The 17946-nt window shown below is 63.2% G+C and carries 20 protein-coding genes and 2 tRNA genes; 14 read left to right on the forward strand and 8 right to left on the reverse strand.

What is annotated here, in order from left to right; all coding sequences use genetic code 11:
• Nucleotides 1–21: 21 nt before the first annotated feature.
• On the reverse strand, nucleotides 22–591 hold the full coding sequence (locus VQ044_RS05110) for a hypothetical protein (RefSeq protein WP_327645836.1): 570 nt from the start codon (nucleotides 589–591) through the stop codon (nucleotides 22–24).
• A gap of 618 nt (nucleotides 592–1209) precedes the next feature.
• Between VQ044_RS05110 and fsa the strand changes: the two genes are divergently transcribed.
• Entirely contained in the window at nucleotides 1210–1863 is a 654-nt protein-coding gene (fsa, locus tag VQ044_RS05115) for a fructose-6-phosphate aldolase (protein ID WP_327645835.1), read from the forward strand.
• A gap of 85 nt (nucleotides 1864–1948) precedes the next feature.
• On the opposite strand, the gene dps is transcribed toward fsa, so the two are convergent.
• Entirely contained in the window at nucleotides 1949–2449 is a 501-nt protein-coding gene (gene dps, locus VQ044_RS05120) for a DNA starvation/stationary phase protection protein Dps (protein WP_327645834.1), read from the reverse strand.
• A gap of 259 nt (nucleotides 2450–2708) precedes the next feature.
• Between dps and VQ044_RS05125 the strand changes: the two genes are divergently transcribed.
• Nucleotides 2709–3383 (forward strand): SDR family oxidoreductase, encoded by a 675-nt coding sequence (locus tag VQ044_RS05125; protein WP_327645832.1) that lies wholly within the window; start codon nucleotides 2709–2711, stop codon nucleotides 3381–3383.
• A 12-nt stretch (nucleotides 3384–3395) separates the two neighbouring features.
• Here the strand turns inward: VQ044_RS05125 and VQ044_RS05130 are convergent, their stop codons facing one another.
• The 3 genes from VQ044_RS05130 to VQ044_RS05140 all read right to left on the reverse strand — a co-directional run bounded on the left by VQ044_RS05130 (nucleotide 3396) and on the right by VQ044_RS05140 (nucleotide 5181).
• On the reverse strand, nucleotides 3396–3854 hold the full coding sequence (locus tag VQ044_RS05130; RefSeq protein ID WP_327645830.1) for a DUF302 domain-containing protein: 459 nt from the start codon (nucleotides 3852–3854) through the stop codon (nucleotides 3396–3398).
• A gap of 76 nt (nucleotides 3855–3930) precedes the next feature.
• Complete coding sequence (gene msrA / locus VQ044_RS05135) at nucleotides 3931–4551, reverse strand: peptide-methionine (S)-S-oxide reductase MsrA (RefSeq protein WP_442872859.1); 621 nt, start codon at nucleotides 4549–4551, stop codon at nucleotides 3931–3933.
• Nucleotides 4552–4752: 201 nt separating this feature from the next.
• Nucleotides 4753–5181, reverse strand: coding sequence for a GlcG/HbpS family heme-binding protein (locus VQ044_RS05140; protein ID WP_327622947.1), 429 nt, complete (start codon nucleotides 5179–5181; stop codon nucleotides 4753–4755).
• Between the two features lie 242 nt (nucleotides 5182–5423).
• On the opposite strand from VQ044_RS05140, the gene VQ044_RS05145 reads away from it, so the two are divergent.
• The 8 genes from VQ044_RS05145 (at nucleotide 5424) to VQ044_RS05180 (ending at nucleotide 11995) form a co-directional block, all read left to right on the forward strand.
• Nucleotides 5424–5975, forward strand: a complete 552-nt coding sequence (locus VQ044_RS05145; RefSeq protein ID WP_327645828.1) for a DUF7282 domain-containing protein — start codon at nucleotides 5424–5426, stop codon at nucleotides 5973–5975.
• Nucleotides 5976–6123: 148 nt separating this feature from the next.
• A complete protein-coding gene (locus VQ044_RS05150; RefSeq protein ID WP_327645827.1) occupies nucleotides 6124–6423 on the forward strand; it encodes a hypothetical protein in 300 nt (99 codons plus the stop codon).
• 91 nt (nucleotides 6424–6514) lie between these two features.
• On the forward strand, nucleotides 6515–6643 hold the full coding sequence (locus tag VQ044_RS05155) for a hypothetical protein (protein WP_327645825.1): 129 nt from the start codon (nucleotides 6515–6517) through the stop codon (nucleotides 6641–6643).
• Nucleotides 6644–7266: 623 nt separating this feature from the next.
• Nucleotides 7267–8397 (forward strand): TRAP transporter substrate-binding protein, encoded by a 1131-nt coding sequence (locus VQ044_RS05160; RefSeq protein ID WP_442872861.1) that lies wholly within the window; start codon nucleotides 7267–7269, stop codon nucleotides 8395–8397.
• A 74-nt stretch (nucleotides 8398–8471) separates the two neighbouring features.
• Nucleotides 8472–9056, forward strand: coding sequence for a TRAP transporter small permease subunit (locus VQ044_RS05165; RefSeq protein ID WP_327645824.1), 585 nt, complete (start codon nucleotides 8472–8474; stop codon nucleotides 9054–9056).
• On the forward strand, nucleotides 9053–10471 hold the full coding sequence (locus tag VQ044_RS05170; protein ID WP_327645823.1) for a TRAP transporter large permease: 1419 nt from the start codon (nucleotides 9053–9055) through the stop codon (nucleotides 10469–10471). Before VQ044_RS05165 ends, VQ044_RS05170 begins: the two co-directional genes overlap by 4 nt.
• Complete coding sequence (locus tag VQ044_RS05175) at nucleotides 10461–11813, forward strand: amidase (RefSeq protein ID WP_327645821.1); 1353 nt, start codon at nucleotides 10461–10463, stop codon at nucleotides 11811–11813. The genes VQ044_RS05170 and VQ044_RS05175 overlap by 11 nt, the downstream gene beginning before the upstream one ends.
• Entirely contained in the window at nucleotides 11810–11995 is a 186-nt protein-coding gene (locus VQ044_RS05180) for a hypothetical protein (protein ID WP_327645820.1), read from the forward strand. Before VQ044_RS05175 ends, VQ044_RS05180 begins: the two co-directional genes overlap by 4 nt.
• A 111-nt stretch (nucleotides 11996–12106) precedes the next feature.
• Here the strand turns inward: VQ044_RS05180 and VQ044_RS05185 are convergent, their stop codons facing one another.
• Nucleotides 12107–13567 (reverse strand): cryptochrome/photolyase family protein, encoded by a 1461-nt coding sequence (locus VQ044_RS05185; RefSeq protein ID WP_327645819.1) that lies wholly within the window; start codon nucleotides 13565–13567, stop codon nucleotides 12107–12109.
• Nucleotides 13568–13718: 151 nt separating this feature from the next.
• A tRNA-Asn gene (locus VQ044_RS05190) sits at nucleotides 13719–13794 on the reverse strand.
• A gap of 176 nt (nucleotides 13795–13970) precedes the next feature.
• Between VQ044_RS05190 and VQ044_RS05195 the strand changes: the two genes are divergently transcribed.
• Both VQ044_RS05195 and VQ044_RS05200 read left to right on the forward strand, forming a co-directional pair.
• Entirely contained in the window at nucleotides 13971–14312 is a 342-nt protein-coding gene (locus VQ044_RS05195) for a hypothetical protein (RefSeq protein ID WP_327645817.1), read from the forward strand.
• Between the two features lie 177 nt (nucleotides 14313–14489).
• Nucleotides 14490–14765 carry a hypothetical protein gene (locus VQ044_RS05200; protein ID WP_327645815.1) on the forward strand — a complete coding sequence of 92 codons (276 nt, stop codon included), beginning with the start codon at nucleotides 14490–14492 and terminating at the stop codon, nucleotides 14763–14765.
• A gap of 74 nt (nucleotides 14766–14839) precedes the next feature.
• Here the strand turns inward: VQ044_RS05200 and VQ044_RS05205 are convergent.
• Nucleotides 14840–14913: transfer RNA gene (locus VQ044_RS05205), tRNA-Cys, on the reverse strand.
• A gap of 330 nt (nucleotides 14914–15243) precedes the next feature.
• Here VQ044_RS05205 and VQ044_RS05210 point away from each other — a divergent pair.
• Entirely contained in the window at nucleotides 15244–16359 is a 1116-nt protein-coding gene (locus tag VQ044_RS05210; RefSeq protein ID WP_327645813.1) for a GNAT family N-acetyltransferase/peptidase C39 family protein, read from the forward strand.
• Nucleotides 16360–16370: 11 nt separating this feature from the next.
• The gene (locus tag VQ044_RS05215) at nucleotides 16371–17825 is read left to right on the forward strand and encodes a RimK family protein (protein ID WP_327622936.1); all 1455 of its coding nucleotides are present in this window, start codon (nucleotides 16371–16373) and stop codon (nucleotides 17823–17825) included.
• Nucleotides 17826–17946 lie beyond the last annotated feature (121 nt).

Here is a 17946-nt window from a genome sequence, read left to right on the forward strand (position 1 = left end):
CCGCGGAAATCGGGTATCATGTCATTGCGGAGCGACCATCCGAGGGGCCTTTGAACCCGCCGCAGTGAGTTTCGAAACGGACTCTAAGTTTATGCGTATTATTTCAATGAAATGCTGCCAAGGGAATAAGCCCACTGGTTTAAAGTCGCTATCTACGACAACTAGGGCTCTAAATTGACCGCAAACGATGGAAGTGCGGATCGCCGTAGCGATTTGTATCACCGCATTTTCGTCAATTTCCCCATTTTCAGTGTAGGCGTCTTTGTCTCGTAAAATATAGTACCCACGGCATCGCATCAAAAATGCCTCATTGAAGTAATTAGGCCTGTTCGCGTCTTCCTCGCTTAATACTAAATCTGCCGCCTTCGCCGCGCTGATCACGCTTTCTGACGCCAGCGCCCGAAACTTCGCTTTCCAACCAAGCCCCTCAAATTCAGAAATCCGGCCAGTCATAAAAAGGTAAAGTAGTAAGGGAGCAAGCACGAGCGCGGCCTTAGAGACGTCGCCAAACCCGAGATCCAGACGCTTCGCAAACAACACGAGAGCGAAACCGCCGCCAATTAGTACGATAGCTATACTTATTTGGGTCATTTATTGTCGTCCTATCCGTATGGGAGGCTGTCTCCTGAGTGAGGGCGAGCGATCAGAAGCAACGCCATCACTTAAGGGAACTCGTCGCCATATATTTAGCCGATCTCCGTCTCTCAACGTTGTTGAAACGCGCGAAAGCCTCCTCAATCCATATGTTCGTACTTCCGGAAATCAAAAGCAAGAAACACATTGATGTGCTGACGAAAGGGCCGCTGAAGTAGGTGGTAGGTGATCTGAGTCATCTTTTATTCTGACAAGAGACGCCAGAGGATGAAGCATTTATGGCAGGGATGCCCACGCTACGCTTTGCACCCGGCCGGCGGATTAGAGTCCGTTTCGAAACTCACTGCGGCGGGTTCAAAGGCCCCTCGGATGGTCGCTCCGCAATGACATGATACCCGATTTCCGCGGGTTTGGGCGTCCCGGGTGAACCATGGAGGCTGGTCTTGGCAGGGTTTCGAAACGGCCTCTAAGTTCGCGTAATAACGATCTCTGTGTTCGAAGCTCTAATCCAATACCTCGACCCGTTGAACGGGCAGCGCCCGGTCGATCTGGCGCCGGCCCGCCCATTCCTGCTAAAGAGGCGGCAGATCGCGAACCGAACCCAAAGAGGGCGCCATGAAATTCTTCGTCGACACCGCGGACATCGCCGAGATCAAGGAACTCGCCGACACGGGTCTCCTCGACGGCGTGACCACCAACCCGTCGCTGATCATGAAGGCGAACCGGCCGATGAAGGAGGTGGTCGCCGAAATCTGCGCCGCCGTCGACGGCCCGGTCTCGGCCGAGGTCACCGCCACCGAGACCGACGCCATGATCCGCGAGGGCAAGATTCTGGCCGCCATCGCCGACAATGTCTGCATCAAGCTGCCGCTGACGCTTCCCGGCCTGAAGGCCTGCAAGGCGCTGACCGGCGAGGGTTTCCTGGTCAACGTCACCTTGTGCTTCTCGGCGGTGCAGGCGCTGCTCGCGGCCAAGGCCGGGGCGACCTTCATCTCGCCCTTCATCGGCCGGCTCGACGACATCAACATCGACGGCATGGGGCTGATCGCCGACATCCGCCGGATCTACGACAATTATGGCTTCGATACCGAGATCCTGGCGGCCTCGGTGCGCACCATGAACCACGTCCGCGAGGCGGCGCTGCTCGGCGCCGACGTTGCCACCGTGCCGCCGGCGACGCTCAAGGGTCTGGTCAAGCATCCCTTGACCGACAAGGGCCTCGAGGCCTTCCTTTCCGACTGGAAAAAGACCGGTCAGACCATCGCCTGAGGGCGGGGCGGACCAATCGCTGCAACGAAAAAGGCGACCCGTCGGGCCGCCTTTTTTCTTGTCCGGATAGGAGCCGGGGAACACCTTACCCCTGGAAATGGCTCTCCAGGAAATACAGCGACTTGTCGAGGCCGCGGCCGACCTCGGTCAACAGATCCTCGGTCAGCGCGTCGCCGGCCTCGGAGGCCTCCTCGATGCCCTTCTGCACCTCGTTGCTCCAGCGCGCGTAGGAATCGGCGAGTCGTTTCAGGTGATCTTCCGATTTCACCAGGTCGAGCGGGTAGGGCTCCAGCACCGAATTCTCGACTGCCGCCTGCACCGTGCCGTGGGCTTGGCCGCCCATGCCGGTCAGCCGCTCCGCGATATCGTCGACATAGGCTTCGGTCACCTCGTGCAGCTCGTCGAACAGCTTGTGCACGGCGATGAAGTTCATGCCCTTGACGTTCCAGTGCGCCTGCTTGGTCTGGTAGGTGAGGTCGACCGCCGTGCCGAGATGCTTCTGCAACAGCTGCACCATCGATCCGCGGATGTTCTCCGACAGCGGGTTCTTGCTCGAATGCAGCTTGGTTTTGCCGTTCTTGGCCATTGTCGTCTCCTTCGTGTGGGGTGGCGTTGGCGCATCGGGCCGCGTGGGCGAACCCCGATGCCAAAACCGGTCGCCTGCATAATCGCCCTAGAGGCGAACGGTTCCGTTCGAAACGGGTTTTCGGCGACGATTCGGGACGGCATCGCGTCGCGGCGCGGGTGCCCGGGCTTTCCTGAACGGGGTTGCGATCCACATGGCGGTTCCAGTGCGATCGCGCCCGGTACCGGCGCCCGCTTGAATCGCGATCAAGGAGATTTCCATGAAGACCATGCTCATCACAGGCGCCTCGACCGGCATCGGCGCGGCCACCGCCCGCCGCGCCGTCAAGGCCGGCTACCGCGTGGCGCTCGCCGCCCGCTCCAGGGACAAGCTCGACGGGCTGGTCGCCGAACTGGGTTCGGAGAATGCGATGGCGCTGGCCTGCGACGTCCAGGATTTTTCCGCCCAGCAGGCGATGGTCGCCGCCGTTCTCGGCCGCGTCGGTTCGCTCGACGCGGTCTTCGTCAATGCCGGGCTCGGCGCCAAAGGCACCGGCACCGCGGGCGGCGACGTCGACAATTGGCGCGAGATGGTGCTGACCAACGTTCTCGGCCTGATGTTCACGGTGAAGGCCACCTACGACGCGGTCGTCGCGGCCAAGGGGCATTACCTGCTGACCGGCTCGGTAGCTGGCCGCAAGGTGTTGCCGGGCTCGGTCTACGGCGCCACCAAATGGGCGGTGACCGGCTATGGCTACAATCTGCGTGAGGAAATGCGCGAGAAGGGCGTCAAGGTGACGCTGATCGAGCCCGGCATGGTCGACACGCCATTCTTCGACGAGCCCAAGCCGAACGCACTGACCCCGGACGATATTGCCGGGGCCGTGCTCTATGCGCTGTCGCAGCCCGATAACGTCATGGCCGGCGAGATCTGGATCGAGCCGCTCAATCGTTGAGGGTGGGCGGCGCTACTTGGCGATTGCCGCGTCCGACAGCTTGTCGAGCGCCTTTTCCATCGCCTCCACAGGCTCGGCATCGTCGTCGATGTCGTAGCGCTCGGCGAGTTCCTCCGGCTCGAGATAGCCGACCATGGTCTGGCCGTCCTCGTCCCAGACCAGCATCTTCTGCGGGAGGTCGATCGCGATCCGGCGGTTCTTTTGCATCAGCGGCGTGCCGAGTTTCGGATTGCCGAAGATGACCACCGTCGTCGCCGGCAGCTCCATGCCGGCCGATTGGGCATTGGCCTGATGGTCGAGGGTAGCGACAACCTTGGCGCCGGCCTTTTCGATCGCCGCCGTCAGCGCCGCGACCGTATCGGCGACGGATTTGGGCGATTGCTTGGTGACCCAGTCGTCCTCGGCATGGGCGAGGGTAGGAGCCAGGACGAGGGCAGCGCCGAACAGCGGCGCCAAGGCTTTGAAAGTCATGATCTCTCCCGTGTGAGGTTTGGATTCCAACTGCCGGCGGGGCGGCGGGTTCCCTCCAAACCGCCCCTGCCGCCCCTCAGCTCATCGAATCCTTGATGCCCTCGAAGGCCTTGTCGCCCCAGACCTTGCGGATCGTGGCGTCGCGGCCGCAGGAAAAGCGGTAGTATTTATATTTCAGCGGGTTCTTCTTGTAGTAATCCTGGTGGTAGCCCTCCGCCGGCCAGAAGGTCGGGGCGGTGTTGATCGGCGTCACCACCGCGCCGAGGTCCTGTTTCACCGCGGCCTTCGACGCCTTCGCCGTCTCGACCTGGCCGGCGTCGGTGGCGAAGATCGCGGTGGTGTAGGAATGGCCGCGATCGCAGAACTGGCCGCCGGCGTCGGTCGGGTCGACCGAGTGCCAGAACACCGTGAGCAGTTCCTCATAGGAAACCTTGGCCGGGTCGTAAGTGATCTTTACCGCTTCGACGTGACCGGGATGGTTCTGATAAGTCGGGTTTTGGTTGGTTCCGCCGATATAGCCCGACGTCGTGTCGAGCACGCCCTTTACATGGTCGAAGTCGCTCTCCACGCACCAGAAGCAGCCGCCGGCGAAGATCGCCGTCGCACTCGTCTGAGCCGCGACCGGGCCGGGCGCCAGCGTCAGCGCCATCAGGGCACCAGCGGCCAGCGTGGCCAGGGCGAATGGGTTGCGTCGCATCGTCATCTCCTCAGTCTTCTGCCGATCGGGCATGCGTCGCGCCATCAAGGCCGGCGACGCGCGCCCGATCAACACAAGCTTCGGTGAAGTGAGCCGTTACCGGCCCCGACCTCAGCTTCTCGCGAGGCTCGGCGCTAACGGGGACCCGGTTGTCTGCCCCGCCCTTAAGCTTCGGGCTTACGCTCTCGCTGGCGGGGGCCCCTAGCCCCCGTCGGCCTGGAAGCCGGCGGCCTCGATGCCGGCGATGGCGGCGATCTCGTCATTGTCCGAGGTATCGCCGGTGATGCCGACAGCGCCGAGGATCGCGCCGCCCTGGCCCTTGACCAGCACGCCGCCCGGCACCGGCACCAGCGAGCCCTTGGCGAGAGCGTTCATCGCCTGGACGAAGGAGGGCTGCTCCTCGGCCCGCTTGAAGATCGCCCGCGAACCGATGCCGAGCGCGATGGCGCCATTGGCCTTGCCGATGGCGATGTCCGGGCGCATCCGCGACGACCCGTCCGAGCGCTCCAGCGCGACCAGCGCGCCGCCGGCATCGAGAACGGCGACGGTCAGTGGCTTGCAGCCGTTCGCGGCACCGGTTTTGAGCGCCTCGGCGATGATAATGCGGGCCTTGTCGAGGGTGATGGTCATGGTCGTCCTTGTTGTATGAGGTTGGCGGGTATTGATGTGGCACCGCCTTTAACCGATCCGGCTGGCGGCACAAAGCCGCCGCCGGGCACATTCCCGCCGCTGTCAGAACTTCCCTCACATCCACTTGATCGGCGGGTTTCGACGCAACCTCCCGCCGAACGGCCCGTTGTTAGCTGGAATCGCGAACGCTTCGCACAGCCGACGCTTCTTCGCGATCCATCCCCGAATTTGGAGGACTCCCCATGAACAAGCTTCTGATGACGACTGCCGCCACGCTTCTCGCGCTCGGAACGACCGCCTTTGCCGACAACATGATCGACACCGCCAACGTCAAGGTCGAGGGCAAGGCCATCACCTTCGCCAGCGTCGGCGCCGACAATGGCGGCTATCTGGTCATTCACGAGGTCAAGGACGGCGCGCCGGTGGTTCCGGGCTCGATCGGCCACGTCGCCCTCAAGCCCGGTCACAACGAGTCGGTGACGGTCGAGACGGACGTCGAACTGGCCGCCGACGGCGCCTACATGGCGATGCTGCACGACGAGACCAACGGCAACGACACCTATGATTTCGGCGACGGCGCGACCGACGTCGACACCCCGACGATGATGGAAGGCAAGCCCGTCGTGATGCCGTTCATGGCGACGATGATGATGGACGGCGGCATGAAGACCGACGGCGCGATGGATTCGAACCTGTCCGGCGCCAGCACCGCGACGAGCGGCGAGCCTGGCGCCAAGACCGACGAAGTTACCACCCCGTCGGGTGGCGTGGTCCCCGGCCAGACGCCGAACTAAGCCGGTCCCCGCCAGCAAATGACGACAAGCCGTCCCGCCTCGCGCGGGGCGGCTTTTTTCGTGCAGTGACGCGTGGCGCACGGCGGAACCATTCCCCGGGTTCGCAGCGTTTATCCCGAAGAGCTCCATCCCCCTCGAGGAGATCGTGATGTCCCGTTTTTCCACCGCCATTCTCGCCGCGCTGCTCGCGCTCCCCGCCGCGCCGGTCCTGGCGCAGCAGACCGTCGGCGTCGCCCTGTCGAACCGCGAGAAGCGCGTCGCCGTGCCGGTGCGCCTGCCGGACGGGCGCATGGTCCTGCGCACCCGCAACAGTGGCGTGCCCTGGCTCTACGGCGTCGGCAGCACCTACGGCAAGGCATCCGGCCTGCCGCTGATCGGCGGCGTCACGCCATCGATCATCGCCTCGACGCCGTCCGGCGGCCTGGTTCCGGGGCAGGAGCCGGAGTGATCGCCGCCGACAGCCCGCTTCGGCGGTGTCGCCTCGCAATCGCCCGCTTGGCGGCGGAGGATGCCTCCGCCAACGCAAAAAGGCCTGCCCGATGAAATTTCTTCCCGCGGTTCTTCTCCTCGCCCTGACCTTCAGCGCCTGCGCCCAGACCCCGGACGGCGTGAAAAGCGCCAGTTGGAGCCGCCAAGCCGAACTGATGGACGGCGCGGTACCGCGCTAGACGGGACGCCACACGCGGTAAGCTTGGCGACGCCAGAACCGCGCGGTTGGTCAGTTGCCAAGTGGGCTTCACATGCTTCGCAGAACAGCGTGGGCAAGTCGGACCTTCCGCCGCGCGCTGAGGGCGGGCGACGATCAACGCCACCCCGCAATTCAAGCGGAAACGATTGCGGGCAAGATGCTGCATGGTGCAAATGAGGCAACGCATCGATAACGGCTTCGATGCGGCGGCGGTGACATGCTGCGGGGGCAGGGGATCGCTATCGATGCGCCCTGCCGATATCGCGAAGACGCTCACGCCGCCCGCCGTCAAAACCGCTGGACGACGACCGGAGTGAGCTTCAACTCGCCTCATCCCCCAACTCATCCGCCAACTTGGTGACGTTGCCCTGATTGTGACCGCAATGAATCCTATTCGGGGCTGATATGGGCCAAATAGGTGCACGGCATGAGGCTTTAGTCGTATCCGGATCGCCCTGCCGCTCCTTGCCAACCAGGGGTGCGTCCATGATAGTAGCCGAGGCCGCCGGGAGGGATCGGTTCGCCACAATGCATCGGCTTGTGTGTGAACCAAGGTTCCGCAAGACCGGGCGCGAATTTTAAGGGAGGAATTACGTGACAGATATTCAATCCAAGGCCGTCAACCGCCGCTCGTTTCTGAAGAAGAGCGTGATCGGTGGTGGAGCGGCAGCCGCGGCGACCGCGCTCGCGACGCCGGCCGTACTGGCCCAGTCGCCGCTGGTCGTGAAGATGCAGACGTCCTGGCCGGCATCCGACATCTGGATGGACATGGCCAAGCAGTATGTCGACCGCGTCGAGTCGATGTCCGGCGGCCGGATCAAGATCGATCTTCTCCCCGCCGGCGCCGTCGTCGCGGCGTTCCAGGTGATGGACGCGGTCAATGACGGCGTGCTGGACGCGGCGCATTCGGTGTCGGCTTACTGGTACGGCAAGAACAAGGCGGCTTCGCTGTTCGGCACCGGACCGGTGTTCGGCGGCAATCCGACCACCATGCTGTCGTGGTTCTACCAGGGTGGCGGGCGCGAGCTTTATCGCGAGCTGACCCAGGACACGATGGGACTCAACGTTGTCGGCCTGCTCGGCTTCCCGATGCCGGCTCAGCCGTTTGGTTGGTTCAAGGAGCCGGTCAATAGCGTCGCCGATATCAAGGGCTTCAAGTACCGGACCGTCGGCCTTGCCGCCGATCTGATGCAGTCCATGGGAATGAGCGTCGCGCAGCTTCCGGGCGGCGAGATCGTGCCGGCGATGGAGCGCGGCGTGATCGACGCGTTCGAGTTCAACAACCCGTCGTCCGATATGCGTTTCGGCGCGCAGGACGTGGCGAAGAACTACTATCTCGGTTCCTACCATCAGGCGAGTGAGGCCTTCGAGTTCCTGTTCAACAAGGACTTCATGGACGATCTCGACGAGGATCTGCGGGCGATCATGGAATATAGCGTCGAGGCGGCGTCGACGGCCAACACGGCTTATGCGCTCGACAATTATTCCTCCGATCTGCAGAAGCTGCAGGACGAGAGCGGTGTGACCGTGCGCCAGACGCCGCAGGAAATCCTGCAGGCGGAACTGGAAGCCTGGAGCACCATGATCGTTGATCTGGAGACCGATCCCTTCATCAAGAAGGTGCTCGACAGCCAGCGCGCCTGGGTCGAGCGGGTGACCTATTACGAGCTCCTGAACGCGCCGGACTACCGCTTGGCCTACGAGCACTTCTTCCCGGGCAAACTGCCGAGCTGATACCCGGACACAGAACAATCCAATGCCCGGCGGTCGGTTTCCGCCGGGCCTTTCTGTAACCGGATCGGGAATCCATGGTCGCTTTCATCCGCTTTGCCGACTCACTGTCGGCAGCCTTCGGCAAGGCATTCGCCTGGCTGATCATCCTGATGACGTTCGGCACCAGCTACGAAGTGTTCGTGCGCTACGTCTTGAACGATCCGACGCCTTGGGCGTTCGACGTTTCCTTCATCATGTACGGAACGCTGTTCATGATGGGCGGGGCCTATACGCTGTCACGCGGCGGCCATGTGCGCGGCGACTTCCTTTATCGGCTCTGGAAGCCGAAGACGCAGGCGACCGTCGACCTCGTCCTCTATCTCATTTTCTTTTTTCCCGGGGTCACGGCGCTGATCGTCACCGGCTGGAAATACGCGGCCCGCTCCGTCGGTTATGGCGAGGTCAGCGTGAATAGCCCGGCCGGCATCCCGATCTTCCAGTTCAAAGCAGTCATGGTTGCGGCTGGTATCCTTCTCTTCATTCAGGGCATCGCCGAGATTTTCCGCTGTATCCAGTGCATTCGCACCGGATATTGGATGCGCGCCCATGAGGACGTTCAGGAGACCGAGGACGCGATCCTCAACAAAGCCACTGCCGCCGAAAGCGACGCCCATCCATGACCGATCCCCAACTCGCCCTCACGATGCTGGGGCTGTTCATCTTCCTTGTCTTCCTCGGATTTCCGATCGCCTTCACCCTGATGGCGATGGGTATCGGCTTCGGTTACTACGCTTATTTCGACGCCGACCGCATGTGGCGCAGCTTCAATCGTCTCGATGATCTCGCGGGCACATGGGACAGCTTCAGTCTCTGGGTCGACGGGTTTTTCAACAACCGCATCTTCGACCTCTTCATCAACCAGACCTACACGGTGATGAGCAACGAGGTTCTGACCGCAGTCCCGCTATTCCTCTTCATGGGCTATGTCGTCGAGCGGGCCAATATCGTCGAGAGGCTCTTCACCACCCTGAACATCGCCTCCAAGAATGTTCCCGGCTCGCTCGGCGTTGCCGCCCTGATCACCTGCGCCCTGTTTGCCACGGCCACCGGCATTGTTGGCGCAGTTGTGACGTTGATGGGACTGCTGGCGCTGCCGGCCATGTTGAAGGCGCGCTACGACACGTCGTTCGCCGCGGGCATCATCTGCGCCGGCGGAACGCTCGGCATCCTGATCCCGCCCTCGATCATGCTGATCGTCTACGCGGCGGCCTCCGGCACCTCGATCGTCCGGCTCTATGCCGGTGCGTTGCTCCCCGGCTTCCTGTTGGTCGGTCTCTACCTCGTCTACGTCGTTGGCCGGTCCATCGTGCAGCCCTCGGTGGCGCCGAAACCAACCGACGAGGAAGTTCCCCACGTTCCGGCCCTGCGGCTGATCGTCATGATCGCGACGTCCTTCCTGCCGCTGGCCGTCCTGATTCTCTCCGTCCTCGGCTCGATCCTGTTCGGGCTTGCCACCCCGACGGAAGCCGCGGCCATCGGTGCGCTCGGCGGCTTGCTGCTTGCCGTTTCCTACCGCGCCCTGACCTTTCAGAGACTGCGGGAGTCGGTCTATCTCACGGTCCGGACCACCGCGATGGTGTGCTGGCTCTTCGTCGGCTCCTACACCTTCTCCTCGGTCTTTTCCTATCTTGGCGGTGAGACGGTCATTTCGGAATTCGTCCGTGGGTTGGATCTGTCGCCGCTGGAGTTCCTGCTGTTGGCGCAGTTGATCATCTTCCTGCTCGGCTGGCCGCTGGAATGGTCGGAGATCATCATCATCTTCGTACCGATTTTCCTGCCGCTGCTGGAAATGTTCGGGATCGATCCGCTCTTCTTCGGCATTCTGGTGGCGCTGAACCTCCAGACGTCGTTCCTCACACCTCCGATGGCGATGAGCGCCTATTACCTGAAGGGGATCGCCCCGCCGGAGGTGAAGTTGACGCAAATCTTCGCCGGCATCATGCCGTTCCTCTTCATGGTCTTCCTGTCGATGGCGGTCGTCTACATCTTCCCGCAGATCGTCTTTTATCTGCCGGACGCCATTTATGGCAATTGATCCAAGGCTGCTCGCGCTGCCGGTTGCTGAACTCGCGAGCCGTCTGGCAAGCGGGGCGCTACGCACATCCGACTTGGCGGAGGCTTCGCTCATGCGGATCGCGGAGCGCGAGGAGGCGGTGGGTGCTTTCGCGTGGTTCGACGCCGAGTTCGTGCGCCGGCAGGCAAGGATCCTCGACGAATGGCGGGGCAGGGGGCGGGCCCTGGGGCCTCTCCATGGCGTGCCTGTCGCCGTCGCGGATACGATCGACACGGCCCGCGTCCCCACCCGCAATGGCACGTCCGCCGACGCGGAACGCGTACCCGAAGCCGACGCCGCCATCATGGAGCGGCTGCGCGCGGCCGGCGCCTTGCTGATCGGCAAGACGGAGACGGCCGAGCTCGGCTATCGCCATCCGCCGAGAACGCGCAACCCGGTCAACAAGGCACACACGCCGGGCGTCGCCTCGTCCGGCTCGGCGGCGGCCGTCGCTGCGGGCATGGTGCCGCTCGCGGTCGGCGTCGAGGGTGGCGGATCGGTCATCGGCCCGGCCGCCTATTGCGGTTCGGTCGGTTACAAGTCGAGCTTCGGCTCGATAGCGCGACGCGGCACGCTAGCCCTTGCTCCCAGTCTCGATACGCCCGGCGTATTCGCCGCTGATGTCGAGGGCGCGGCGATGCTCGCCGAGGCGCTGTTTGGATATGATGCCACCGATCCCGCGACATCGTATGCGCCGCATCCACGTCTTCTCGACGCGGCGCGCTCCGCGCCGCCGGTCAAGCCGACCTTCGCCTTGGTGCGTACGCCCTTCTGGGATCAGGCGAGCGCCGATATGCAGGGCGCGCTCGGCGAGTTGGCCGAGCATCTCGCCGAGCGCTGCTTCGAGGCCGAACTGCCGGCCATCTTCGCCGAATGCGAGATTCATTGCGCGCGCGTCCTTGAGGCTGAAATGGCTCGCAGCCTCGTCGGCTACGGTCAGCGTCACGGCGCGCTTCTCAGCGCGCCATTGCGCGAGACATTGGAGCGCGGCGGGGCCATCCTGGCACGCGACTATCTCGCGGCGAAGGACTGGCAGAGCGTCTACAGAGCCGGGATTATGGCGGTTCTGGACCGATGCGACGCGATTCTGACGCCTGCGGCGCCAGGACCGGCGCCCGAAGGGCTCGACAATGTCGGCTCACCGGTTTTCAATCGTCTCTGGACATTCGCCGGGCTGCCGACGATCACGCTGCCGCTGTTGGAGGCGGAGAACGGCCTTCCGATGGGAGTTCAACTGGTTGGACGCCTGGGGGAAGATGCACGTTTGCTGCGCGCGGCGCGTTGGCTGGAACAGACGATACTCAAAGGAGGAACGCCCGAATGACCCTGACCGAACGTTTGATGAGCGTTGTGGCTTTCGCGCTGTTCGTATTCTTCCTTGGAGTGCTGATTGTCTACGTTCCCCGCGTCGACCTGGGTGTGGTGCTTTTGGTGACCATCCTGCTTTGCGCCTACGACCTGTTCTGGCACAAGACGCCCTGCGCGCGACTGAAGCACGGGGCTTGAAGCACCGACCGAAGACGGCCTTATTCCCGGAGTAACTCTACGAGATCGCACCGGGCTGACCCGGTGCCGGAACCTGCCGTGCTCCGCTTCCGTCTCGGCTGGATTTGCGAATTATCCTCGTATCTCGCTATAGGCCGCCAGCGCGCGCTCGCGTGCCCGGCCGTGGTCGACGATCGGCCTCGGATAGGTTTCTCCGAGCCGGACTCCCGCCTTTGCGAGGGTTTCGTCGGACGCGTTCCAAGGCGCGTGGATCGCCTTGTCCGGCAGTTCGGCGAGTTCCGGCACGAATCGGCGGATATAGGTGCCGTTGGGATCGAATTTCTCGCTCTGGGTGACGGGATTGAAGACGCGGAAGAACGGCTGCGCGTCGGCGCCGGAGCCGGCCACCCACTGCCATTGCGCGGGGTTCGAGGCCGCATCGCCGTCGACCAGCGTATTCCAAAACCAGCGCTCGCCGTCGCGCCAGTCGATCAAGAGGTCCTTAGTCAGAAACGATCCGACGATCATCCGCACCCGATTGTGCATCCCGCCCGTCCGCCAGAGCTGGCGCATGCCGGCATCGACGATGGGGTAGCCTGTCAGACCGCGTTGCCATGCCCGGAGATCTGCTTGTGAACGCCGCCACGGGAACGCATCGAAGCGCTTGTTGATGTTCGTCGTGGTGAGGTTGTCGCAGTGATGGAGCAGGTGGGCATTGAAGTCGCGCCAGACCAACTCCTTCTTGAACGTGCGGATCGCATCGTCCGGGATCGATTGGCGGCGTGACGCATAGGTCTGGACCGTGTGCCAGATTCGGTAGGGCGAGATTTCGCCCCAGCGAAGATGCGGCGACAGACCGGATGTGCGATCCGCGGAGGGATTGTCGCGCGCTTCATGATAGCCGGCGGGATCATCGTTGCAGAACGTCTCCAGGCGTTCCAGCGCGGCTTTCTCGCCGGGCGTCCATGCCTCGGCGATGTCCCCCGACCAGTCTGGCTTCGTCGGCAGAATCGCCCAGTCGGCGAGATTGTCCGATCGCGGAAAATCCTCCGGTTGCTTGAAACCGGCCGGCGGGTCGATCGGATCGCGTGGCTCGGATGCCGCGAGCTTCGTCCAGAACGGCGTATAGACCTTGTAATAGCCGCCGGTGGTCGTCTGGACCTCGTCCGGCTCGTGCAGGATGTTGGCGGTGAAGCGGCAGACATCGAACGCCGCGCCCAAAGCTTCCGCGATCCTGTCGTCGACAGCGCGTCCGGCCGGGTCGTAGCGACGGTTGAAATAAAGCGCTGTTGCGCCGACCGCCGCGATGATGTCGAGGAGCTCACCCTTTGCCGTGCCGCGCCGGAGCGTCAGCTCGGTGCCCTTGCCGCGCAGACTGCGAGCGAGAGCGTCCAGGCTGTGATGCAGCCACCATTGGTGAGCGCCACCGAGCGCGCGGATGCCGTCCGATGTCTCGTCGAGCACATAGAGCGGCACCACGGGCCGACCGGTGTCGGCCGCCGCGGCGAGCGCCGGATTGTCGTCGAGGCGCAGATCGTCGCGCATCCAGACGACGATCGGATCGCTGTGGGCTTTCGAGCTGTTGTCGTCCATGCAGGCGTCCCATCGTTGCCGATGGCAGATAGCTGGCGCTCCATGGCTCTGCGGCGAGGCGGGTGCGACGAAATCGCAGGGGGGCCGGCGGATCAGACGACGCCGAAAAAAAGAAGGTCGCCGGTGCGGCACCGGCGACCTTCTTGAAAACTGGCTCCCCGAGCAGGGCTCGAACCTGCGACAATTCGATTAACAGTCGAACGCTCTACCAACTGAGCTATCGGGGAATGACGCGTCAGACGCGTTGGCGTGCCTATAGCAAAACGATGACACTCTTGCCAAGCCGCGAGTTGAGGAAAAATCCCCGATCGCGGCGCGAATGGCAAAAACGGCTTTGTTCCGGCCGGCCGCATTCCCATTTCAAGGGCCGGGCTAACGGCTATCGGTAAATCATGGCGGCAGGATGAGTGATCAAGAGACGCAGCACAACGAAAGGGATGGCGAACGCAAATCCGAGAGCCGCGGGATCGAGATATTCGGCCGTAAACTTCCGCTGCCGGCGAGCCGCGGATGGCGGATAGCCCTGGGAAGCGGCCTTGTCGCCGGCGGCCTTCTGGGTTTCCTGCCGATTCTCGGCTTCTGGATGATCCCGTTGGGGCTCCTCGTCCTGTCGGTCGATCTGATCGTCGTGCGCCGCTGGCGCCGCCGGTCAACGGTGAAGTGGGGACGCGCCCGCTCGCCCCGGGCCCCGAACCGCGTTGCCGCCAAGCCAACGGGCAAACCGCCCACGAACCAGCCATCATAGCGCACCCGTCGCGACAACCCTATGAAGAGCGAAGTATCAAAGTCCCGCCACCCGGAAAGCGGAGGCAAACCAATCCTCCGCGTTGCCGTTCTATTCATAATAATCATGAGGGCAGGGGAACCATAATGACGCGCCGAGCCTTGTGCCCAAAAGAAAACATATTTGCAGGTGGCGCACATGTTTACGAAGACCGGAATGATGATCTTGGCCCTGACTTTCGGCTCGCTGAGCCTCCCCGCTTACGCTCAGGATGTGGTTGGCTCGGCCCAGTTCGAGGTGCCGGTCGAAATGGCGTCGCTTCAGATCGCTCCGAGACAGCGTGGCGAGACGGCTTCGATCCCGGTTCCCATGCCGCGGCCCGATATCACCCAGGCGGCGCAACCGCAGCAGGAAATCCGCCGGACCGCCAGCGGCATTCGCATCGTCGGTCCTCGCTTCTTTCCGGCAGAATAGGGCGCGTCACCTGTTTGTCGCCGGCGCGCGTCGGCCAAAGCCGAGAGTAGTCCGTTATACATCAGGGAGAGGAATGGAGGCCTCGGAGGGAATCGAACCCCCGTACAAGGATTTGCAGTCCTCTGCGTAACCACTCCGCCACGAGGCCTCACCGGCGCCGTACCTACGGATTCCGTTGGATTTCCGCAAGGCCGGAAATGCCCATTCGGGAAATCTGGCCCAAGCGCCATGCTGACCGAACGGTCGAGACACGTCGGCATGGGTGAACGCTCGATTCTAGAATGCCAACCTCCTGCGCCATCGCATCACGCGCAGGCCGCCGTCGTATCGCACGCAGGCACCGGATTCTTTGGCTTGCCAACCGTCGGGATTGGGCGCACGCCTAGTCAAATCCGCGGCCCAGCGTCTCGACAGACAGAAAATGATTCGGAACAATTCGCGAGCGCATTCCGCGCCTGCCATCCCCGACGCTGCCGACATGCTCATCCGTGCGGCGCGCACGGATGATATCGATCGGCTGGTCGAGATCGAGGTGGCTGCTTTCGATGTCGATCTCATCTCGCGCCGCTCGTTCCGTAATCTCGTCAGCGCGGACAGTGCCATCGTGCTGGTCGCGGAGGATGGCGGACTTGATGCTCAAGCCTGCCGGGTCGTCGGCTACGCGGCCATTCTGCTGCGTCGCGGCACGGGGCTTGCGCGGCTCTACTCTCTTGCCATCGCACCGGATGCGTCGGGGCGTGGAACCGGCCGGAAGCTGCTCGAAGCGGCCGAATCCGCGGCCTTCGATCGCGACCGCATCGCCCTTCGACTTGAGGTTCGCGAGGATAATGCCGCCGCGATCGCGCTCTATCGCTCCCGCCATTTTCGCTCGATCGGACGCTATCTCGACTATTATGCCGACCACATGCCGGCACTTCGCTTCGAGAAGACCCTGCGCGGCGACCAGGCGATCGACACCGGTGTCCCCTATTACGAGCAGACGACGGATTTCACCTGCGGCGCCTGCTGCCTGATGATGGCGCTGGCACGGGATGTTCCCGGTTTTGTGCTGGAGCCGGTGGCTGAGATCCGCCTCTGGCGCGAGGCGACGACGATCTTCATGATGTCGGGACCCGGCGGCTGCGAGCCCTATGGCCTGGCGGTGGCGGCGCATGAAGCCGGGCTCAGCGCCGAAATTCATGTCTCGGAACCGGGCGATCTGTTCCTGGAAGGGGTTCGTAGCGCGGAGAAGCAGCGGGTGATGGCGCTTGCCCAGGAAGATTTTCGCCGTCGCGCCGACGCCTATGCGATTTCGGTCACCATTCGCCCGTTCACCCTCGTTGAACTGCGCGCCGCGATCGCCGCGGGCAAGACCGCCGTGGTGCTGATTTCTGGCTATCACATGTTCGACAAGAAGGTGCCGCACTGGGTGCTCGCCCATGGCGACGATGGCCGCCATATCATCATCCACGATCCCTGGGTGGCGGACGAACGCGGCGAATCCGTCGCCGACGCCGCGAGTCTTCCAATTCCATACGAAACATTTGACCGGATAGCGCGTTTCGGCAAGGTCGGCCTCCGCGCGGCCGTTTTCCTCTCCCGGCGCGAGGCTTAAAAGGTCGTCCGATGTCTCAATGGGTCGTCCTCGTCGGGCGCGCGTCCGATCTCGACAACGGCGCGACGCCGCACAAGGTCATGACCAGCCGCGACTATCTTGCGCGATCCGGCCTGTTCCGGGGGCAACGGCCCAAGGTCATCAACCTGTCGCGGTCCTACGCCTATCAAAGCAGGGGATATTACGCCTCGCTCCTCGCCGAGGCCCGCGGTCACCGCATCATCCCCTCGGTCGAGACGATGATCGACCTGTCGGAAAAGAAACTTTATGAAAACGCCTTGCCCGAGCTCGATGCCGTGCTGTCGAAGGCACTCGACAAGGGCGAAGCACCGACTGCCCCGATACGCATCTATTTCGGCCACGCTGACGACCCCCGCCTTGATCGTTTCGCCAAGCTGATCTTCGACTGGTTTCGAGCGCCGGCCCTTGAAGTCCATCTGGAGCCCAAAGCAGGACGCCCGCGAATCCGGCGCATCGGTTTTGCCTCGATCGGCAAGCTCGACAGCGCCGAGACGGCGCGCCTGCTCGTCGCCATGGAGCGGTACACCGCGCGCCAATGGCGCGCAGCCAAAGCCAAGACTCCGGCGAAATATGCATTCGCCACCCTCTACGACCCCAAGGAAGACATGCCGCCGTCTTCGGTGGATACGCTGCGGCACTGGGCGCGCATCGCGGCCCGGCTCGGCGTCGATGTCGAACCGATCGGTCGCAAGGATCTGCCCCGGCTGGCCAATTTCGATGCCTTGTTCATCCGCGAGACGACCTCGATTTCCAATCACACCTACCGGTTCGCTCGCCGCGCCATGCAGGAGGGCATGCCGGTGATCGATGATCCAATCTCGATGATCCGCTGCACGAACAAGGTCTATCTCAACGAATTGATGGCGGCGAATGGTGTCGCCACCCCGTCATCGGTGATGATCGGGGGCAAGGAGGACTTCGCCAGGGCGGCGGACGAGCTCGGCTTTCCGATGGTGCTGAAGATCCCCGACGGGTCGTTCTCGCGAGGCGTGAAGAAGGTCGACGACGTCGCCGGTCTGGTGACGCTGGCGAATGCCTGGCTGGAGGATAGCGACCTTCTGATCGCCCAGAAATTTATGCCGACGACTTTCGACTGGCGGATCGGGGTGCTCGGCGGCGAGCCCTTGTTTGCGGTCCAGTACCTGATGGCCAAGAGCCATTGGCAGATCATCAACCACGACAATGGCGGGCGACCCTTGGAGGGTGGGTTCAGGGCGTTCTCGCTCGGCGATACGCCCCCGCATGTGCTGGATGCCGGACTGCGGGCAGCCCGCTGCATCGGCGACGGACTCTACGGCGTCGATCTCAAGGAGACCGACGACGGGATTTTCCTGATCGAGGTCAACGACAATCCGAACCTCGAGCATGGGGTTGAGGATTTTGCTGAGAAGGACGAGGTCTGGACTCGGCTCACCCGGTGGTTCATCGACCGCATCGAGCGTTGAGGCCGGTCGCCGAAAGTGTGCGTCGCGAGCGGGATAACCGCCGCTCCTTGGCCCGCGCCGAGCCGGAACCGCGCCGCCATCGCCCAGAGGCCGGTCCGCCTTGCGCGCGGCAAGAGCCGCG

Source organism: Aurantimonas sp. C2-5-R2 (assembly GCF_036549495.1).
GTDB classification, from domain to species: domain Bacteria; phylum Pseudomonadota; class Alphaproteobacteria; order Rhizobiales; family Rhizobiaceae; genus Aurantimonas; species Aurantimonas coralicida_A.

Excerpts from the sequence above, each read along its gene's own strand:
- VQ044_RS05110 (WP_327645836.1), bottom strand. The coding sequence starts at position 591 with ATGACCCAAATAAGTATAGCTATCGTACTAATTGGCGGCGGTTTCGCT.
- fsa (WP_327645835.1), top strand. The coding sequence starts at position 1,210 with ATGAAATTCTTCGTCGACACCGCGGACATCGCCGAGATCAAGGAACTC.
- dps (WP_327645834.1), bottom strand. The coding sequence starts at position 2,449 with ATGGCCAAGAACGGCAAAACCAAGCTGCATTCGAGCAAGAACCCGCTG.
- VQ044_RS05125 (WP_327645832.1), top strand. The coding sequence starts at position 2,709 with ATGAAGACCATGCTCATCACAGGCGCCTCGACCGGCATCGGCGCGGCC.
- VQ044_RS05130 (WP_327645830.1), bottom strand. The coding sequence starts at position 3,854 with ATGACTTTCAAAGCCTTGGCGCCGCTGTTCGGCGCTGCCCTCGTCCTG.
- msrA (WP_442872859.1), bottom strand. The coding sequence starts at position 4,551 with ATGCGACGCAACCCATTCGCCCTGGCCACGCTGGCCGCTGGTGCCCTG.
- VQ044_RS05140 (WP_327622947.1), bottom strand. The coding sequence starts at position 5,181 with ATGACCATCACCCTCGACAAGGCCCGCATTATCATCGCCGAGGCGCTC.
- VQ044_RS05145 (WP_327645828.1), top strand. The coding sequence starts at position 5,424 with ATGAACAAGCTTCTGATGACGACTGCCGCCACGCTTCTCGCGCTCGGA.
- VQ044_RS05150 (WP_327645827.1), top strand. The coding sequence starts at position 6,124 with ATGTCCCGTTTTTCCACCGCCATTCTCGCCGCGCTGCTCGCGCTCCCC.
- VQ044_RS05155 (WP_327645825.1), top strand. The coding sequence starts at position 6,515 with ATGAAATTTCTTCCCGCGGTTCTTCTCCTCGCCCTGACCTTCAGCGCC.
- VQ044_RS05165 (WP_327645824.1), top strand. The coding sequence starts at position 8,472 with ATGGTCGCTTTCATCCGCTTTGCCGACTCACTGTCGGCAGCCTTCGGC.
- VQ044_RS05170 (WP_327645823.1), top strand. The coding sequence starts at position 9,053 with ATGACCGATCCCCAACTCGCCCTCACGATGCTGGGGCTGTTCATCTTC.
- VQ044_RS05175 (WP_327645821.1), top strand. The coding sequence starts at position 10,461 with ATGGCAATTGATCCAAGGCTGCTCGCGCTGCCGGTTGCTGAACTCGCG.
- VQ044_RS05180 (WP_327645820.1), top strand. The coding sequence starts at position 11,810 with ATGACCCTGACCGAACGTTTGATGAGCGTTGTGGCTTTCGCGCTGTTC.
- VQ044_RS05185 (WP_327645819.1), bottom strand. The coding sequence starts at position 13,567 with ATGGACGACAACAGCTCGAAAGCCCACAGCGATCCGATCGTCGTCTGG.
- VQ044_RS05195 (WP_327645817.1), top strand. The coding sequence starts at position 13,971 with ATGAGTGATCAAGAGACGCAGCACAACGAAAGGGATGGCGAACGCAAA.
- VQ044_RS05200 (WP_327645815.1), top strand. The coding sequence starts at position 14,490 with ATGTTTACGAAGACCGGAATGATGATCTTGGCCCTGACTTTCGGCTCG.
- VQ044_RS05210 (WP_327645813.1), top strand. The coding sequence starts at position 15,244 with ATGCTCATCCGTGCGGCGCGCACGGATGATATCGATCGGCTGGTCGAG.
- VQ044_RS05215 (WP_327622936.1), top strand. The coding sequence starts at position 16,371 with ATGTCTCAATGGGTCGTCCTCGTCGGGCGCGCGTCCGATCTCGACAAC.